Here is an 18,790-nt window from a genome sequence, read left to right on the forward strand (position 1 = left end):
AGCTATGATCTTGGAGGAGAGAATGATGGAAGATATCGCCAATTTGGTATGGAATCATGAAGTTGATCTCCTCGTGGTGGGAACCGGGGCGGCCGGCCTGACCACTGCGGTCGTCGGCGCGGTCGAAGGTCTGAAGGTCCTTGTGATCGAAAAGACCGAATTTTACGGTGGCACCACGGCTCTGTCTGGCGGGGTCGCCTGGATTCCCAACAACCCGTTGATGAAAGCAGCCGGCATCCCGGACACGCCAGATGATGCTCTTACATATTTGAAGCACAATGTCGGCAACCGTGTTGCGCCTGCCAAGCTCGAAGCGCTGGTCGAGCACGCACCGCAGATGGCCGAGTATATGCAGACGAACAGCGCAGTGCAATTCCAGATGATGGAAGACTTTCCCGATTATCGACCCGAAACGCCCGGTGGCAGCAATGGCGGCCGCTCCATCGATCCGAAGGTCTTTTCAGGCCGCAAGCTCGATGACTATGCGCACTTGCGTAAACAAAATACGGAAATCCCCGGCGGCATTGTCGGTTCGGTCAAGGAACTGCGGCGCTTGGCCTTTTTCCGGTCCAATCCGAAAGGGCTGCTGGCGGTCTGGAAGATGTTCCCGCGGAATCTGTGGAACAAGCTCGCGTCCCGTCAGCATATGTCGAGCGGAGGCGCTCTTGCTGCCCGGTTGCGCTATTCTTTGCAGGAAAGGGGCGTGCCCCTGTGGCTGAACACCGGCCTGGATGAATTGCTGGTCAAGGATGGCGCCGTGATCGGTGCACGTATCACACGGGAGGGTAAGATCCTCAATGTCCGTGCCCGCCGGGGCGTCATGATCGCCGCTGGTGGTTTCGAGCATAATGAAGCGATGCGCCAAGAATATTTCGGCGCTGAAGTAGTCGAACAATGGAGATCGGGTGCATTTACATCGGGCTCGCCCGGCAATGTCGGCGACGGTATCAAAGCGGGTCTGGCAGCAGGCGCAGCGATCGATCTGATGGATGACATGTGGTGGATGCCGTCATCGGTGGAACCGGGGGCCGAAACGCCGACCATCCATGTTTTCGAGCGCGGCCTACCGCACTTCCTGATCGTCAATACCAGAGGCAAGCGCTTCGCCAACGAAGCCCGGCCATATAATGAACTGGGCCGCGTCATCTATGAACAAACCAGTCCGCCCGCCTTCATGATATTCGATCAGCAATATCGGAACCGATACGCCATGGGCACGATGCTGCCGGGCATCACGCCGGAGCGCTTCATCGAAGCGGGCTATATCAAGCGCGCGGATACGCTTGAAGCGCTGGCTGCTCAGACCGGGATCGATCCGGCCGGGCTTAAGCAGACCGTCGAGCGATTTAACATCATGGCAGAAGCGGGGCGAGACGAAGATTTCCACAAGGGCGAAAGCGCGTTCGACCGCTATGCCGGCGATCCTGCAAATAAACCGAACCCGTGCCTTGGCCCTGTCACAAAGGCACCCTTCTACGCCATGGAAATCCAGGCAGGCGACTTAGGCACCAAAGGTGGTCTTTTGACCAACGAGCATGCGCAGGTGCTGCGTGACGACAGTTCGGTGATACCGAGACTATATGCCGCGGGGAACAGCTCGGCCTGTGTTGTCGGCAATTTCTACCCGGGTGCAGGCGGAACAATCGGCGCGGCGATGACTTATGGGTACATTGCTGCCAAGCATGCCGCGGGGGAGGAATCTCTTTAACGAGCGCCTGTGTCTGGATGGCTCCGGTTTCCGGACCCTGCCAGCTTCATCAACTCAAGCATTGCTGCGGACGGGCGACCATCAACGCGCCCGCCATCATCAGAAGTTCGAGATCTTAAATTATGCAGACGCCGCATTCTCTCCGGCAACTCGTCCGAAATATGAGGCCGGTCCCAGCATCAGTCCACTAGCATAGCCGCGACCATCCTGCGCGATGCTCGAAACGCAAGCACCTGCAGCAAATAACCCGGGGATCACATTGCCGCCGGTATCGAGCACCTCGGCATCGGAGGAGGTTTTCAAACCGCCTAAGGTGATGTAATAATAACAAGAATTACTATAGGAGACTTCAAAAGCAGCGTAGGGACCTTGGTCGAGCGGTTGCAGCCAATCCTTATCCTTGTGAAAAAGCACATCTTCTCCACGCGCTGCACCTTCGTTATATTCGGCCACGGTGCGCTGGAGCGAACCGTGGGGCATATCCAGCCCCGCTTCCATTTCTGCGACCGTTTCCCAACCGTCGACGAGACGGTGGTGAGCATGGTCAACCTCGGGATAGGCAAAGATCGCTGTATCCATCACCAGATAGGCTTTGGTTCCCCGCTGCTCCATAATCGCCTGGGCGGTGCGGCCGTGATAACTGTCCTCGGCGACGAATCGCTCGCCGTCGTTATTGACTAGAATGGCCTTGATTAGTTGCTCCGGCGGGTAAAAGCTGGCGGTTGCGATGATTCCATCCATCGAACGCAATTCCGCGCTCGCCGCCTGTCCAAGACGAATGGCGTCACCATCATTGTTCGGAATTCCCAATGGCTCACAATTATCCGGAAATTGAGGGGCATAGTGGCTGACCATCTCGCGGTTCATACCAAAGGCGCCTGCTGCCAGCACTACCCCACGTGCCGCGCGGAAGTATTTCTGCCCATCACTCTGCTTCGAACGGACCCCGACAATACGGCCCTCTTCATCGCGGAAGAGCGCATTGACACGACTGTCTGCCTCCACGCGCACGCCTTCGCGTTCACACGCGGCAATCAATGCGGACATCGCCAATGCCCCGCCTCCGTCGCCTTCTTTGGCAACCTTGTGTCCGCGTGGCACTGGCCTTGCTATCTTGTTAAAGGGCCATAATTTCTCGTTACCTGTGGATGCAAGGCAATCATCCGTGGGGGCGATTACTGACTTGCCTTTGTAATGGCCTCGATTGAAAGGCACGCCCTGAGCTTCAAGCCAGTCGAACTGTGCAACCGAATGATCGCAGAAGCGGCGCACCAGATGTGCATCCGGAGCCCCGGTACTGGCCATCAGGAAGTCAAACATATTGTCAGGCGTATCCTCGTATCCCGCCGCCATCTGAACGTCGGTCCCGCCGCCAAAATAAAAAATGCCTGCCGAGAGTGCGCTGGCCCCGCCGCCGCCCGATGCGCGCTCAATGACCAGTACATTGGCCCCCGCCCGGCGCGCTTCCAGCGCTGCGCATGCTCCCGCAATACCATAGCCTATGACGATAACGTCAGCGCTGTCGTCCCAATGGTCGATTGTCGAAGGGGAAAGAATTTCAGCGGATTCACGGGGGTCGGTCATGGGTATCACTCTCCTACAGCTTTTAAATCGCATGACGCAGGAGAGCTCAGCATTTTCCCTGCGTTCGAACATGGCAGCGCCATCGTCGGAGGCTGCAATTGCATTGCTGCTACTCTCCGTCTTGCCGCGTTCAATTTCGTATAGCTCTCAGCCGTCGAGTCAACATTAAATATAACAATGATACAAATAAAATGACGATACTGTCACTTTGCGAGTCGGTTCCTAAGAGGCGAAGCAAAGTCTCCAATGCCGCTGTTGGAAAGACACTCATTTGTAGGTTTCGAGTTCAATGTCGGAAGGCATAATACGGCGATTGCCCCCCCCCCCCCCAACGCAATACCGTAAAGAGTGGGTGGTCGACACGCAGGATATCATTTTAATCTGACACAAACTCCGGATTATCGTTGGAAGTATTCGAACATAGGCTTGCTCCTACCGCGAAAGAGAATTTTTCCGCCAAACAAGCTTCGGGACCCGCCCGATAATATCCAGCTATCAAATCGGATCGGTAGAACGGTTAAATTCACTTTCCAGCACACGGGTCTGCCGCGCAACAGACCAGTTTTCAGGATCATGGATTGCTTGGATTGCTATGCCGACAAGCACTGCGAATATCCTTCGCTCCTCAACATCTTTTTCTTCTTCATCGAGCGGCCGAGCGTGTGAATTGCGATCGAGCAAACCGCGTATCCTTTGGAGTGTGTTATCAGTTTTCGACACCTGTTGTTGTCGAAACTCCTTGTCGGTCAGCGTCATATTCCAGAACGCGATCCAGACTTTCCAATTGTTCCTACTTTCTTCATCTGTAGGCAGTAATGTCAGCAAGCAGGCTGTCGTTGACTGCCCGGACTCGACGGCCTGCGCGAACCTGAATTCCGCAATTTCCAGAGTATCAAGAAAAATGAATAGCATGAGTTGCCGTTTATCCTCGAAATAATGCGAGATCACAGCGGTGCTCAGTTTCGCGGATTCTGCAATTCGCCTTACCGTAAGTTTTTCGAGCCCGTATTCCAGCAATATTGCCCTGGCGATTCCGACTACCTGTCGGCGGCGCTCATCATGATCAACTATGCGTGGCAACAATCAATACCATCTATCGGTTTCGGACGAACCGATGTCTAATCGATCAATACAGCTGTGACAATCGCTGAAATTTGACCGAACGTTCACGTAAAACGGCAGCATGCTCGGATTTGCGACCTTGGCACGAAGCGGCCCACCAATGAGAATGGAGCTTTAATTATAACATTGTTACATTTAATATTGACATCAATTTTGTGCGTTCTATCCTGGTGAAGACAAAAAAATTGAACTTCAGGAGCAACCAAAATGGCCGTCGAAACAATGCTGAGCAAAGGACGGGGGCCATGGTAATGCAGACTGCCTACATCGACCAGATGAAAGCGCTGATGGAATGGGAGGCTTCCCGTACCGCACCGCCAGAGGGATTTCCACGCCTGCCTGACCTGCCCGCTGGCCGCTATACCAGCCAGGAATATTACGATCTCGAGCAGCAATATCTGTGGAAGAAAACCTGGCTGTTCGCGGCGCATATCGATGAAGTCCCCGAACCCGGCTGTTTCATGAAATGGGAACAGATTGGCGATCCGATCGTCGTCGTGCACGGCATGGATGGGGAAATCCGGGCCTTCTACAACACTTGCCGCCATCGCGGTGCGCCGGTGGTAACCGAAGAAAGGGGCCGGTCGCCGCGGCTGATGTGCGGTTATCACAACTGGACCTACAAGACCGATGGCAGCCTCGTCGGGGTGCCGGAGAAACAGGACTTCGGCCCTGATTTCGACATGTCCTGCCGCAGCCTGATCCCGGTCAGATGCGAGAGGCTCGGCAATCTGATCTTTGTCAATTTTGACGAAGAGGCGATGCCGCTCAAACAGTGGCTGGGGCCGGTCTGGGATGAGTGGAAAGAATTCCGCTTTGACAAGATCAGGCTTGCCGCGCGCCACAGTTTCGACCTGCAGTGCAACTGGAAGGTGGCGATGGAAGCCAATATGGAGGTCTATCACGTCCCCTTCATCCATCCCGACACGGTTGCGCCTCTGGTCGACAGCAAGCGCAATGTGAACACCCTGTATCCCAACGGCCATGCGCGGATGCTTGCGCCTGCGCCCGAGCAGACCGACCGCGAACATGTCCGCGCCATCGACAGTCCGCCCCACTGGCAGGAAATTGAAGGCGTCGGCGAATTTGGCCGCACCTGCACCCAAAGCTATACGATGTTCCCCAACTGGGTGTCACCGCTGAGCAATTATTTCGTTCCGCCACTGATCTTCTGGCCGACCTCCTTGAATACCACCCGGCTGGAACTGGTAACCATGGCCATGGACTGGGGTGATGGCCCGGCACCGGATCTGTGGACCGTGCCGGACGAAAGCAAAGCCAATGGCCGGGACATGTCGTCGATCATTCTCGAGGACACGCAGTTCGGCGAAATGATCCAGAAATCGATGGAAAGCGATGGTTTCAAAAGCGTGCCGCTAAGCTATCAGGAAGCGCGCATCTACAGCTTCCACCAGACTTGCGACAAGATGATCGGTCTCAACCGGGTGCCGGACCATCTCGCGGTGGAACAGGTGATCGGCGATGAATGGGTCTATCCCAATGATCCCCGCGTCGCGCAGATGGAACAGATGGAAGCGGCGGAATAGCCACTCATTTGCCCTTCGCTTAGACACAGGGCGAACGGCTTGCCTAGCCCAGACGGACGTTGGCTTACGGCAAAAATTGAGGCGGTAGCGGCCGTCGTGATGTGGAAAGGATCAATGTCCGCTTGCCCCTGATAAACTTCCGAGAGCGGACCGTCCGCAAACGGCCCATCTCCTGCCGTAGGCGATGAAGTAGTCTTGAGTCGGCTTTTAGGCTCCCACCATTGCCACGCAAATGTCTGAAAATGGGTGGGAAGCGGTCATTCAATAAATCATATCTGGACGACTGCTATTGGGCCGTTTGCGGACTGTCCGCTATTGGATGCTGGACGGTGGAAAGCGGACCTTCGGCATCCGCCCGAATTGTTCCCGTTCCCACAACCTAATCTCGATCCTGAAAGCAGACGTTCAATCAGTCAGGCTAGCATAAAGACTGATTATAATATTGGTCGTCGGACAGACTCCAAATGACAATCAAAATCAGATGTTTGTATATTAAACGCCTTCGGCTTGAGCGCCGCCTTGGTTTGTTGAAATGGAACATTTTGACCCACATGAGGCCGACAAAAGGCGCCTGCTGCAGGCTATATGTGATGTTTCTACATATGGAATTTCATATCCAAACTGTATGTCGCAAGATGAACATTGGGCATGTAACGGCTTGGTAAAAGGCGACTAATTTGGTCCAAGCTGCATCCCCCCCCCGACCACATTGTATAGACAAATGCCGGAATCGACTGACGTAAAATTTGTCTGGACAAATTTCATTTTTTGATTAGCTAAAGGGACAATTCAAAAAAAAGGGGGGACAATATGCATACTGTTAAAGCTGCCTTACTAGTAGGAACTGTATTTGCCGCTGGGCCTGTATGGGCCCAAGTCGCCGGAGATGAGCAAGCGGCTGGTGCCGCTTCGCAGCGCAATCCTCAGGTGGATTCGCAGCCCATTATTGTGACTGCGCGGAAGCGTGAAGAAAGGCTAGTCGATGTCCCCTTAACTATCACCGCGTTTAATGCGGATTACATCAAGGAGGCCGGTCTCGAGAACGTTTCAGATGTTGCACTCCAAACTCCCGGCTTCTCATTTAGACAGGGTTACGGCCGGACAGGCAGCGGTGATGGTGGGGCTGCATCGCGCCCAGCAATCCGGGGAATGTCGAATATACTTGGTGCGGCAAATGCTGGCTTTTTTGTTGACGGCGTCTTCGTATCTGGCAACATCACCAGCTACCAACTTGATAATCTGGAGCGGGTGGAAGTCATCCGCGGACCGCAGGCAGCACTTTTCGGCCGCCAGACCTTTTCTGGAGCAATCAATTTCGTCACCCGCAAGCCAAACGAAGAATTTCGCGGCCAGATTAGCCAGACGATTGCACAGTACGACCATTATGAAACCTCAGGTTTTGTGTCCGGCCCACTGACTGACAATGCCTTTTTCGAGGTATCTGGCCGGTACTATAGCTTTGGGGGCGACTATGTGAATGCGGACACCGGCAAGCGTGATATTAACGACCAGAAAAGCTGGAATGTGGGTGCTAAATTACGTCTTACCCCTAACCCCAATCTCGAAGTCATTCTGCAAGGGGCTTATGGTCAGGACCAAGACAAGGGATATGCGACATACAAGGTCGGGTCGAACAATTTGAATTGCTATTTGCCACAAGTGACTGGCACTGTTTTTGGAACAATTGCCCTCAATGCAAATCGATCACGCGGATATTTTTGCGGGGAGGTGGAGCAGCCCACGCAGTTAGCCTATAATAATGATGCAATTGAAGCTCTCGGATATGACGGTCTCAACCGCAGTTACTTTCGCTCCGACGCTACAATCGTCCAAACTTTCGACAATGATTGGTCGATCACTTCTGTCACGGCATATAATGGGAGTGTAAATCAAAATGGGTATGATAACGATCTGAGTCCGTCAGTTAATCCGAGTATTACAATCGAAGGGTCACAGACTCACGATTTCAGTCAGAACATTCGCATTCAAACACCCCAATCGAGTCGCTTGCGTGGTTTGGTCGGTGCCTATTACTACCGACAACGCGATGGCAAAGGATATAACGTAAATGTTACCCCTACAAGCCCGATTTTCGGTCAACGCGAACGATTTAACTCTGATGACGGAGTCAACAACTATGCCATTTATGGCCTCCTTGAACTAGATGCCACGGACAAACTCTCACTGACTGCAGAGGCGCGCTACCAAATTGACGAAATTTTGGGTTCAACCGAAAACGATCAAAATAATCTGGGGATATCTCCGGCCACCAACCAGCGCAAAGCAACATTCAAATCGTTTTTGCCGCGAGTAACGGCACGATATGAATTGGCGCCGCGCTGGAACCTATACGGTTCAATCGCAAAAGGTAACAAACCTGGCGGTTTTAACGATCTGCCCACCGATTCGCAGCAAACATTCATTGATGATTTCGAAACGAGGGGTTTTGACGTTTTCAAGGAAGAGGAGGTTTGGTCATACGAGCTTGGCACTAAAGGCGAACTACCAAATGGCATTTATTTCAACGTTGCTGCATTCTACCTTGATTGGAGACAGCAGCAACTTTCTCAGTCGCAGCCTTATGGTCGCCCGGATGGTACGTTCAATACCGTACCATTCGTTGTCAATGCTGGTGCGTCAGAAATTAAAGGTATCGAGGTTGAGCTGTCAGGCAACTTGACCGACTGGCTAAGCTTTCGAGCTGGCTATGCCTATAATGATGCAGTATTTACTGATTTTTATGATGAAAATACAGAAGAACTGTTGGATACCGATGGCAGGCCTAGCTTCCTCGATGCTGACTTTTCGATTACCAACCCGGCCGATGTCGATGGTCCCAACGGTCAAGTAGCAGGCAATCGGCTGCCACAAACGCCAGCGCACCAGCTAAATCTTTCGGGAATGGCGGAATTTCCTGTATCGACAAATGTTAAGTTGTTTTTGCGTGGCGACTTTGCTTATGAAACAAACCGATATGCGCAAGTTCACAACCTCGCCCGGACTGGTGACAGTTACAATCTAAACTTGCGTGCTGGCTTTGAAGTCAACAAGATAAATGTCACTTTCTTTGTCAACAACGTGCTTGAGGACAGAACTCCTTTGGTGGTTACGCGGCTGTTTGATTTCAGCCGTGGATTGCTGGTCCCTGATCCAGTACGCTCTTTCGCGTCGTTCGCTAATCGTAGGTTTACATTTTACCGGGACTTTACCGTAGCGGCGCCGCGTAAAAGACAGTTCGGCCTGACAGCTAGGTATGAATTCTAATGGCTGGCCAGATTTCACTTGTAAAATTGCGGACATGGCACCGGCGCATCGCTCTCATCGTCGGCCTGTTCCTTGTATTCCAAGGGCTGACCGGCGCAGTGTCGCAATACCGTTTCTGGCTGATGGGAGTGACCAATTCTGCCATGTTTGAGGTAAAGGCCGACGGAGAGATGGCAACCCCAGGAACGATCGTTGATACGATCAACCGCGACGCACCGGATTTTGAGGTTGCCCACGTCATGTATCCTGCGGCCAATGCACCTAAAACTGCGGTCATGGCGATGGGCCGATTGGCAGACGCGCGCCCTATGTCTACTATGGTGACAGTGGATCAATACGCAGACAGTATCGTATATCAAGGAGATCTTACCGGCGGGTGGATTGGTCTGGCAACTACACTGCACAAGTGGATTATTTTTGGAACCATCGGGCGCATTTTATTGACCCTGATCGGCTTGTCGGTCGCAGCACTCGCTGTGCTGGGCATCTGGCTGCATTTCCGTACGCGTAAAGCGGGTGGGCGTCAGCCGATGTTAAATAGAATTCACCGCTATGCGGGCCTCTTCACAGGCGCACTTCTTTTGATCGTTGCCTCTACAGGTACTGCGCTTAATATCGTCACATGGGTTGAAAAAAATACTGACAATTCTGTCACCGGCCTCAATATGCGCGCAGGGATGGAACATGCGAATAATACCGAAGTTCGCAGTGTGACGCTTGACCAAACATACGCACTCGCAAGGGAACAAATAGGTCGACAGCATCCAATCGCTTTCTCGCCCGCTGGTGCACACGCTGCTTATGACTGGTTCGCATTTGTCGATCGCCAGCTGAAGCGAACTGACGTATTGGTAAACCCGCGAAGTGGCAAAGTGGAAGGCATATATCCATCGGGCGTTCTACGCGGCGGAGACGGAGCGCGAGGCTGGCTGTTTCCGGTTCATAGCGGTTATATTATAGGGGCTGCTGGTGGTGTGATAATGACCATTATGGGGCTCAGCCTGACGTTTTGGTTTGTGAGCGGACTGATCATGTGGCGTCGTAATCGCCCGCGCAAGCGTCGTAAAGCAGCAACTTCATGAAGCTCGTGACAAAACCTTCGCCGCAAACCTACAAATTGTTGCGAAAGATTCACAAGATTTCCGGCCTTACGGCTGCGGCTTGGTTATTGATCGTCGCCACCACCGGTATATTGCTCGATCATCATGAATGGCGATGGCTGAGTCAAACGAGCGTCAGCAACGAGTTGATGTCGGATCAGATGCAGCGATTAACGCCAGCGACTGTCATGCGACATATTTCGTCCAATGGGCAAAACGTCATTGGTGGTTCCGAACGTGGCACCTGGTATTCGCGTGACAGCGGGAAAACTTGGGTCGCCATCAAATTTGAAGGCCTAACGGGCCAGCCTCAGCTTTTCGACATGGCACAAATAGACAGCGGAGGATCCGCCCAAACTTATCTAGCGACTGACGATGGTCTCTGGAAATTGGATCCCTCTGTCATGATGGCTTCAAGGCTGGCATGGAAGAATACTGCTATAACATCTCTTAGCGAGGGTAGCGTACCGGGTACCTTGCTAGCGGTGCGCGGCCATAGCGATATAATGGGTTATGATCTCGCCAGCACCGACGTCATACCTTATGATCTATCTACGCGGTATTCAGGGCAATTAGCGCCACTGGAAGTAGGACGGCTAGTCATGGACATTCATTTCGGCCGCGCCCTTCCTGGGTCTTGGGGGCCACTCGTGAATGACTTAGGCGGTGTAGCCATGGCCATTCTTTCGCTCACGGGGTTGGGTTATTGGTGGATTACACGACCCGGTAGGCGCAGGGGCATTACGATGAAAACGCAACGCGGCGCTATTCGCTGGTTATTCCGTTCGCATGCTCCAATAATAGGAATGATCGGAGCAATCCCGATCCTTTACCTCTCACTCACCGCAATTCCGTTGAATCATATCTACGGGTTTCTGAGCTGGGCAGACGGGAAAGTCGTGAGTGCCGAATTGACGCCACCGGTATACTCCAAACTTCATCTCGAAGGTGAAATACAGGATGCGGTGGCCTGGCCAGGAGATGCCGACCGGCTAATCATTGCCACACGATTAGGCGTTTTTGAAACTCGCGACCGCGGCGTCAACTGGTTTGAATCGTCGGTTCAGGCGCTTGCTACTGGTTTCAATGGTGCGTATCTTACGCGAAGAGGCGAATGGATATTCGCAGGCTATAGCAGGAATGAAAACTATGCATTAAATATGCAACAAGAAAACTGGGTTAAACTTACAAATATGCCCAGTGCATTGACTAGCGCCGCACAAACCCCCAGCGGATGGCTTTTCAAAACCAGCCGCGGGATATTTGCTTCAAACGCCGTTAACGGACGTCTAAATGATAGTGGCATCGCTTTTCGTCATGCTGCACCTGGCACGACAATATTTCTTCTTATCGCGGACATCCATACCGGCCTCACAATTCACAAAGAATTTAAATGGATGAGTGATTTGTTTGCCGTCCTTGCAATCCTCTTGGTAATCTCAGGCCCACTAATGTGGTTGCGCCGTAAATGGGTCTAACGCCAACTGGCTAAATAACTGTCCAACAAAGCCGAATATATTGCGAGGACGAAGGCTGCTGCTCACGGCACAGATGTAATGACGGTTATCCGAAAGATAGAAATGACTAAACTCAATCGAAGAAATTTTCTGACCGTAGGCGCTGGCGCAGCGGGCTTTGGCTACATGGCAGCCGCTATTCCTGCGTGGGCGCAAGGGCACAGCGTGCACGGCAGCGGTGACACTCTCATCCCGGCCGGTTTTGACGAGGTTAACGGCGAAATTATTGATCTTTCGATTGGGAGCGGTCACCGGATTGTCGAAGGGCGACGAGGCCCTGGAATTGCTGTCAATGGTAGTGTTCCCGGCCCGCTCATCCGGCTGACAGAGGGGCAGAATGTCCGCCTTAATGTGACAAATAATCTCGGTGTCGATAGCTCAATACACTGGCACGGCTTGTTGTTGCCGTTTCAGTTTGATGGCGTTCCCGGCATTAGCTTTCCCGGCATAAAGCCAAAAGAAACCTTCGTTTATGAATTTCCGATCCGGCAATCGGGCACTTACTGGTATCACAGCCATTCGGGACTGCAGGAACAGTCTGGCCACTACGGGCCGATGATCATTGAGCCGCGCGGCGGCGACCCGATTAAAGCCGACCGTGATTATATATTGCTACTGAGCGATTTTACGACGCTCGATCCTCATTTTGTTATGAACCGGCTTCGTACTGGCGAAGGCTATTTCAACCGCCAGCAAAATACGATGACCGATGATTACCCGATGACGGCAGAGGAGCGGCGCATGTGGGCGAAGATGCGGATGATGCCAACCGACATTGCCGATATTGGAGCGCCCACTTACACCTTCCTAGCCAATGGTCGCGGACCATCCGAAGGATTGGAATATCTATTCCGCGCGGGTGAACGGGTGCGACTACGCGTAATCAACGGTTCGGCTCAGTCTTTCTTCAATGTCCGCATTCCGGGTCTCTCCATGAGCGTTGTCGCCACTGATGGTCAGGCCGTGCGCCCGGTTGAGGTTGATGAGTTTCAGATCGGCACTGCCGAGACCTATGATGTGATTGTCGAACCAAGCGGCGCAGAAGCTTACAGCATCGTTGCTGAATCTATGGACCGCTCCGGAATGGCACTCGCCACTCTGGCAAGCCGCCCCGGCGCCCGCGTCACAGTTCCGGCATTGCGCGACCCACCTCTGCTGACGATGGCCGATATGGGCATGAATCATGGTGAAATGGATCATGGCAACGGCGATAAAATGGACGGCATGAATCATGAACCAAAGACCAAAGAAACCATGGATCATGGCAAGCAAAAACCCGCCGCGTCCGGCGAAAGCAGCGGTATGGCCGGTATGAGTATGGACGGCATGAATATGCGCGATACGTCGCTCCTGCCGCCTGATGTAGCAATTGGTCCGGGTATCGACATGGTATCAATGGCACCCGTAGACAAAATGGATGATCCGGGCCTTGGGCTGCGCGATAAAGACCTATTAGATCCGGGGCACCGCGTTCTGAATTACCGGATGCTGGTTGCCCGCGATGCTAACACGGACACCCGTGAGCCCTCACGCTTGCTTGAGTTGCATCTGACCGGAAACATGGAACGCTATATGTGGTCGTTCGACGGACGCATGTATAGCGCAGTCAGTGACGTGCCCATCGGCTTCGCTTGGAACGAGCGGGTCCGTGTCAAGCTTATCAACAACACGATGATGGCGCACCCGATCCATTTGCACGGAATGTTCTTTGAAATGGTGAACGGCCAGTCACCTGCATTGCAACCGCGCAAAAACACTATGATCGTGCAGCCTGGAGCCAGCGCGCAGTTTGATTTGACAGCAAACGAGCCGGGCGATTGGGCGTTCCACTGCCATCTCCTTTACCATATGCATGGCGGGATGATGCAGACGGTGACGGTCGCTGGACCTGGAGCGGGCTCATGAGCCGAACTTCAGTCATCATTTTGCCCGCTTTGGCAGCGGCGATGCTACCTGTATCGGCGCAAGCGCAGGATCATGATGCGCATCAGGGCCACGCTACCCCAGCGACTTCACCCGAGCCCGCCCCGTCATCTGCCCCGCAGGCAAAACCCATCGACCCGCACGCTGGCCACGTCATGCCAGCTCCGGCTGAACCAGACCAACCTTCCGGAATGGAAGATATGGATCATTCGGCCATGGATCATGACGCAATGGATCATGATCAGATGGAAGGTGCGGCTTCGCCCGGCCCTGAAATAGAAACGTCGCCACCAGCGGATGCGCCTACCAGCCCTCCGCGCGCTGCGGATGCTATCTGGGGCGCGGATGCCATGCGTGCATCGCGTGAGGATTTGCAGAAAACCCATGGCGATTATCCGCTTGTCTGGTTCCAAGCTGACCGCGCTGAAGTGCAGTTTCGGCAAGGTTCGGAAGGGTATCTATGGGATATTCAAGGTTATTATGGCGGAACCACTAGCAAGTTCTGGTTCAAGAGCGAAGGCGAAGGCAGCTTTGGCGAGCCGGTAGAGGATGCCGAAATTCAGGCCCTATACTCACGCGCGATTGCCCCCTTTTTCGATCTGCAAGCAGGCGTGCGCCAAGATATTGCCGGCCCCGATACAACCCATGCGGTAATCGGCATTCAGGGCGTTGCGCCCTATATTTTTGAGATTGATGGAGCGATATTTCTTTCGCATCGCGGCGACCTCACAGCCCGGTTCGAGGCTGAACTCGACCAAAAAATTACGCAGCGGCTAATCCTGCAACCACGCACAGAAATTAACCTGTCCGCTCAAGATATTCCCGAACTCGGGATCGGCGCAGGGATTGATAACGTCGAACTCGGGCTTCGACTGCGCTACGAAATAAAGCGTGAATTCGCGCCCTATATCGGCGTCGAGCAAAGCTGGCGAGTAGGCGGTAGTGCAGATTACGCTTCCGCGCGCGGCGAAGACAACAGCGTTACCAATTATGTCGTTGGCATCCGTTTCTGGTTTTGAGCGCGCTTAATTTTTAAAGGATAAATTTATGAACTTTCGTAATATTTTACAGATCGGAGCTTTTGCGATTGCGATATCGGCTGCGTCAATTCCGGTAGCTTCGCAGGCCCACACTCGGGTCACAGCCTCAACACCAGCAGAAGGCTCAGCAGTTGCTCGCCCTCGCAGCGTGACCATGACTTTCAGTGAAGCATTGTTGCCCCCGACAGTTGCAACCAGCATCGTTATGACCGCCATGCCTGGCATGAAAAATCACCAACCGATGGTGATCCGGAATTTTACCTCGGCTTGGTCAAATAACAACAAAACACTTACCTTATCGCTGCGCAAACCTCTGCAAACGGGTACTTACGAAGTGCGCTGGCAAGCCGCAGCTGCTGATGGTCACCGGATGAAAGGCACCGTGAACTTTACGGTACGCTAGTTCATCGAAATGGATGACTGGCCTCGAATTCTGTTTCGGATCTTGCACTATGCCACCATACTAGGATTGTTAGGGCTAGCAGCATATCAGCTCATCGGCCTGTGCAGGCTTTGCTTGACCGGTTTGAACCAGACCACCTTCCGGCGTGATTTTGCGGTATCAGCGCCCAGAAGACAGCAATTTGGTGTTGTTCTGGCCTACAAGTTCTAGGCGGGCAATATGGCGATGTTGGGAAATACGGAAACGCGATGGGGCGCCGTTTCGAAGGCGCTCCACTGGACGATAGCGTTGCTGATCATCGGGACATCGATTTTTGTCCTGCACGTCAATGGCAGTACCTATTGGTTCACATCCGGCCCGCTCATATTCATTGAATATATCCACTGGCACAAGGCTTTTGGATTAATGGCTCTGGCACTTATAATTTTTCGCTTCTACTGGCGCTGGAAACAGCCTCTGCCGGCGCCGGAGTCATTGACCGAATTCGAGCAGAAATGGAGCCACCGGACCCATATAGGCCTATATGTCCTGATGGCAGCGGTGCCGCTGAGTGGCTGGCTGTCCTCTTCCTTTTTCGGCAGCGGTGTGAACTTCTGGGGGCTTTTTACCATTCCTCCGATCACACCGAAGTTCCGGGCCGGGCTGGGCGTCGCATATTGGACCCATTTTGCCCTGTCATGGATGATGATTTGCCTGGTCACTTTCCACGCAGCGGCCGCATTCTACCATCATTTCATACGCAAAGATAAAGTGCTGAGTGCTATGCTTCCGGGAAAGCGCGAACAATAGGGAAAGTATGGCCCTGGATTTTTATTTCCACTTTTAAGCATCAACGCTATTGACTAAACGACCGCAACTGGGGCGCAAAGCGGACATCGGCTTCGACTGTTGCGAACGTCCGCAATTGGGGCGTTAGCCGACTGACAGCTTTTATTTCCATCTAATCAGGTCGAACGACCGAAAGTGGGTGGGAAGCGGTCATTGGGATTCGCTGTCAGGATTGACTGTAGATGGGAAAGCAGGAACCATTCGGTCCTACTGCCTCAGCTGACTTGTCGATTTTTAGATTAAACGTTCCCTACGTTTCATTCCACTATCGGTGGCGCTCGGTGGTTCACAATTGTATTGTGATAAGCAACTACAGACCACGTGCCGCCTGACTTTTCCAAGACTTGAAGTAATCGAGTTTCAAGCTGCCCTTGCGAGTCGAGTGGCCACATAGCGGGGGGATCAGTCAAATTACTCACGTGCACAGTCGTTTCGACGAACGCAGTTGTCTCCGTCAAATATTTGAGGGTGTCTATCGTCTGGGTCATCTTTGAACCTTTGAAAAAACCACCAAAGATGAATTCGTGTTGCCGGTCGAATACCGCCTTGCCGGACATCGATTGCCCTTGGACATTCGTTGCTAGGAAACCGTCTGCCATGTGTTTTGAAAAGCCAGTTGCGTCCCCGCGAGACCAAGCACTGTCTTGATCCAGAAGCATTGAACTAATGGCTAGATCATCTTTTTCGTTCATCGCTATTCTCCCCTTCGCCAACTAGATCAGAAAGTTTCTAGATGTGCAACGGACTCATGTTTTGGTCTGATGATATTTTATAGTGCATTGTCCGCCAGTTTTAGTGTCTGTAACTGGGGCGGAAGCCGAAGGTCCGCTTTCCACCGCCCAACATCCAATAGCGGATAGTCGGCAAACGGTCCAATTTCGGAACTCTGTTTCTAGCCTTTCCAATGGCTGCTCCCACCCGACTTCGGTCGTCCAAATGAGAAGTTACTGGATCCGAACACCTACTCCATCGCGTAGCCGATTATTCCCACATTGAAATGGTAGCGGAGGAGGGATGCGAACCCCGACACGTGGATTATGATCCCAACGGGAAAGCAGTGTAGACGCCTCTACGTAGACACGTTCACAACATTCTGAAAAATGACATTCACTGGCATTTTCGGGACGACAATACCGGGCAATTATGGTATGATGCGAACAAGTAAAGTTGATTGATCAGGGCAACGATCTGCAGCGCCTACGAAGACCTATTTAGCAATAGCGATTTGTCATATTTTGCAGGGTTGATAGCCGTGACCCGCGGCCGATACGGTAGCCGGGAAGAAGACCGGAGCCATGAGTGAGCAAACACGACTGGAAAATCGATCTGCTAACCACAGGTCGGTGAAAGCCAGCCTCGAAGGCAAAAGACCCACCAAAGATGAAAGCACTGCATGACTGCAACTTTCTGGTCTTTGATAATTGTAGGTAAGTTATCAAGGATTGAGTCCAGCATTGCTGGATGACCGAGCTGGCCAAAAGGCCGGGTTTCGGAACTGGATTGATCGGCAAGGAGCTCCGCCGGTCTGCGGAATAGCTCTCCGCCAGGTTCTTCACCACTTTCCCATGGGACAAAAAAACCTCAGCTGCAAGAGAACCAATACGGCCTACTTGTAGCTGGGGGGGGTTAAAGTCATTCCTTGGGATGACGATTAAAAAAAGCGGAGCAAGCGACGAAGTCGCGCAGCTGGTCATCCCCGCAGGGGATGACTGAAAAACATGAAAACATGGAAAGCATGAATTCATCTGGTTCGAAACGACCTCCGGAAGACGAATGAATTCAGGAAATCATACAGTATAATCATTGGACTACGCGACTACGTCGCGTGGCTCCACCACCGCCGAAAGGCGGTGGTTTGTCGCCTGAGATTTAAAAGGAAGATGAATGAAAATCACTTTCTTGAACCTATTTGAATATAAGAGATCTCGATCGATTCCATAAAATCTCGGTGTGTAAAAGAATCTGTAGCAACAGTGGAAGTCCTAGGAATCCAAAGGACTTCTCATCCCCCTACTCCCTATCAGCCGGGAATTTTCTGATACCACCCATCCACCGGCGTTTGGTCGCGATCCCATGTGGATTTGGGATTCCTGCTGGTGGCATGGGTTGCATAGACTGCGGTCTTTCTTGTTACCGGAAACCTTGTTGCTTTAACTCGCTCGGAGTGCCGATCTCTACCTGACGACGATTTTTGAATCGCAATCCATCCATCGGGGTTTAACAGGTGCCCATGGTCAAGCAGTTGCGCGGACATGAAATGCTATGTGAATAGCCCCTAGATTTCTGGACACCTTCTTACCTAAATTTGAGGTAAGGAGAAGAAGATGAGTTAGGTAAATTTCAGCGACGATTTCAAGCGTGATGCGGTGGCCCAGATCATTGAGCGGGGCTATCCTGTTGCGGAGGTTTCACAGCGCCTGGGGGTCAGCCAGCACTCGCTATATGCTTGGAAGAAGAAGTTCTCTCAGCCTGCTGGCGGCGATGTTAAAGATGCCGAGATCCGGCGATTGAAGCGCGAGCTGACACGGGTCACCGAGGAGCGTGACATATTAAAAAAAGCCACCGCGTATTTCGCCAGAGATGCAAAGTGAGATACGCGTTTGTTGCTGAGCATCGCCCTGTGTTTTAATGTGCCGCAGCTTACGCATCCATCCGAGCGGCTTCTATGCGTGGCTTAAGAACCCGCTGAGCAGGCGGGCGAAGGGATATACATAATTTTCCAAGTCGACCGTTATGGCTTCAGATGAATACATA

12 protein-coding genes and 1 pseudogene are annotated in these 18,790 nt (G+C 52.6%); 10 read left to right on the forward strand and 3 right to left on the reverse strand.

What is annotated here, in order from left to right; all coding sequences use genetic code 11:
• The first annotated feature begins 22 nt into the window (after positions 1–22).
• On the forward strand, positions 23–1,708 hold the full coding sequence (locus ACHZCJ_RS04995; protein WP_321324412.1) for an FAD-binding protein: 1,686 nt from the start codon (positions 23–25) through the stop codon (positions 1,706–1,708).
• Positions 1,709–1,828: 120 nt separating this feature from the next.
• Here ACHZCJ_RS04995 and ACHZCJ_RS05000 read toward each other — a convergent pair whose 3' ends face one another.
• On the reverse strand, positions 1,829–3,292 hold the full coding sequence (locus tag ACHZCJ_RS05000; RefSeq protein WP_321324415.1) for an FAD-dependent oxidoreductase: 1,464 nt from the start codon (positions 3,290–3,292) through the stop codon (positions 1,829–1,831).
• Between the two features lie 495 nt (positions 3,293–3,787).
• Positions 3,788–4,375, reverse strand: a complete 588-nt coding sequence (locus ACHZCJ_RS05005; RefSeq protein WP_321324417.1) for a TetR/AcrR family transcriptional regulator — start codon at positions 4,373–4,375, stop codon at positions 3,788–3,790.
• A gap of 284 nt (positions 4,376–4,659) precedes the next feature.
• Here ACHZCJ_RS05005 and ACHZCJ_RS05010 point away from each other — a divergent pair, with 284 nt between their 5' ends.
• From ACHZCJ_RS05010 to ACHZCJ_RS05045, 8 genes are all read left to right on the forward strand, one after another.
• Positions 4,660–5,961 (forward strand): SRPBCC family protein, encoded by a 1,302-nt coding sequence (locus ACHZCJ_RS05010; RefSeq protein WP_321324419.1) that lies wholly within the window; start codon positions 4,660–4,662, stop codon positions 5,959–5,961.
• 810 nt (positions 5,962–6,771) lie between these two features.
• Entirely contained in the window at positions 6,772–9,225 is a 2,454-nt protein-coding gene (locus tag ACHZCJ_RS05015) for a TonB-dependent receptor (RefSeq protein WP_321324421.1), read from the forward strand.
• On the forward strand, positions 9,225–10,307 hold the full coding sequence (locus ACHZCJ_RS05020) for a PepSY-associated TM helix domain-containing protein (protein WP_321324423.1): 1,083 nt from the start codon (positions 9,225–9,227) through the stop codon (positions 10,305–10,307). The genes ACHZCJ_RS05015 and ACHZCJ_RS05020 overlap by 1 nt, the downstream gene beginning before the upstream one ends.
• Positions 10,304–11,803, forward strand: coding sequence for a PepSY domain-containing protein (locus ACHZCJ_RS05025; protein WP_321324425.1), 1,500 nt, complete (start codon positions 10,304–10,306; stop codon positions 11,801–11,803). Before ACHZCJ_RS05020 ends, ACHZCJ_RS05025 begins: the two co-directional genes overlap by 4 nt.
• A 102-nt stretch (positions 11,804–11,905) precedes the next feature.
• Positions 11,906–13,747, forward strand: a complete 1,842-nt coding sequence (locus ACHZCJ_RS05030) for a copper resistance system multicopper oxidase (RefSeq protein ID WP_321324428.1) — start codon at positions 11,906–11,908, stop codon at positions 13,745–13,747.
• 263 nt (positions 13,748–14,010) lie between these two features.
• Positions 14,011–14,784 (forward strand): copper resistance protein B, encoded by a 774-nt coding sequence (locus tag ACHZCJ_RS05035; RefSeq protein ID WP_394700045.1) that lies wholly within the window; start codon positions 14,011–14,013, stop codon positions 14,782–14,784.
• Between the two features lie 28 nt (positions 14,785–14,812).
• Positions 14,813–15,208: a copper resistance protein CopC gene (locus ACHZCJ_RS05040; protein ID WP_321324432.1), complete on the forward strand. Its 396-nt coding sequence runs from the start codon at positions 14,813–14,815 to the stop codon at positions 15,206–15,208.
• A gap of 219 nt (positions 15,209–15,427) precedes the next feature.
• Positions 15,428–15,997: a cytochrome b gene (locus ACHZCJ_RS05045; protein WP_321324433.1), complete on the forward strand. Its 570-nt coding sequence runs from the start codon at positions 15,428–15,430 to the stop codon at positions 15,995–15,997.
• Positions 15,998–16,293: 296 nt separating this feature from the next.
• Here the strand turns inward: ACHZCJ_RS05045 and ACHZCJ_RS05050 are convergent, their stop codons facing one another.
• Positions 16,294–16,728, reverse strand: a complete 435-nt coding sequence (locus ACHZCJ_RS05050; protein ID WP_321324435.1) for an SgcJ/EcaC family oxidoreductase — start codon at positions 16,726–16,728, stop codon at positions 16,294–16,296.
• A 1,674-nt stretch (positions 16,729–18,402) separates the two neighbouring features.
• Between ACHZCJ_RS05050 and ACHZCJ_RS05055 the strand changes: the two are divergent.
• Positions 18,403–18,739, forward strand: a pseudogene (locus ACHZCJ_RS05055) (transposase); the annotation flags it as partial.
• Between the last annotated feature and the right edge of the window lie 51 nt (positions 18,740–18,790).

The organism is uncultured Parasphingorhabdus sp. (assembly GCF_963677535.2).
GTDB lineage: Bacteria > Pseudomonadota > Alphaproteobacteria > Sphingomonadales > Sphingomonadaceae > Parasphingorhabdus.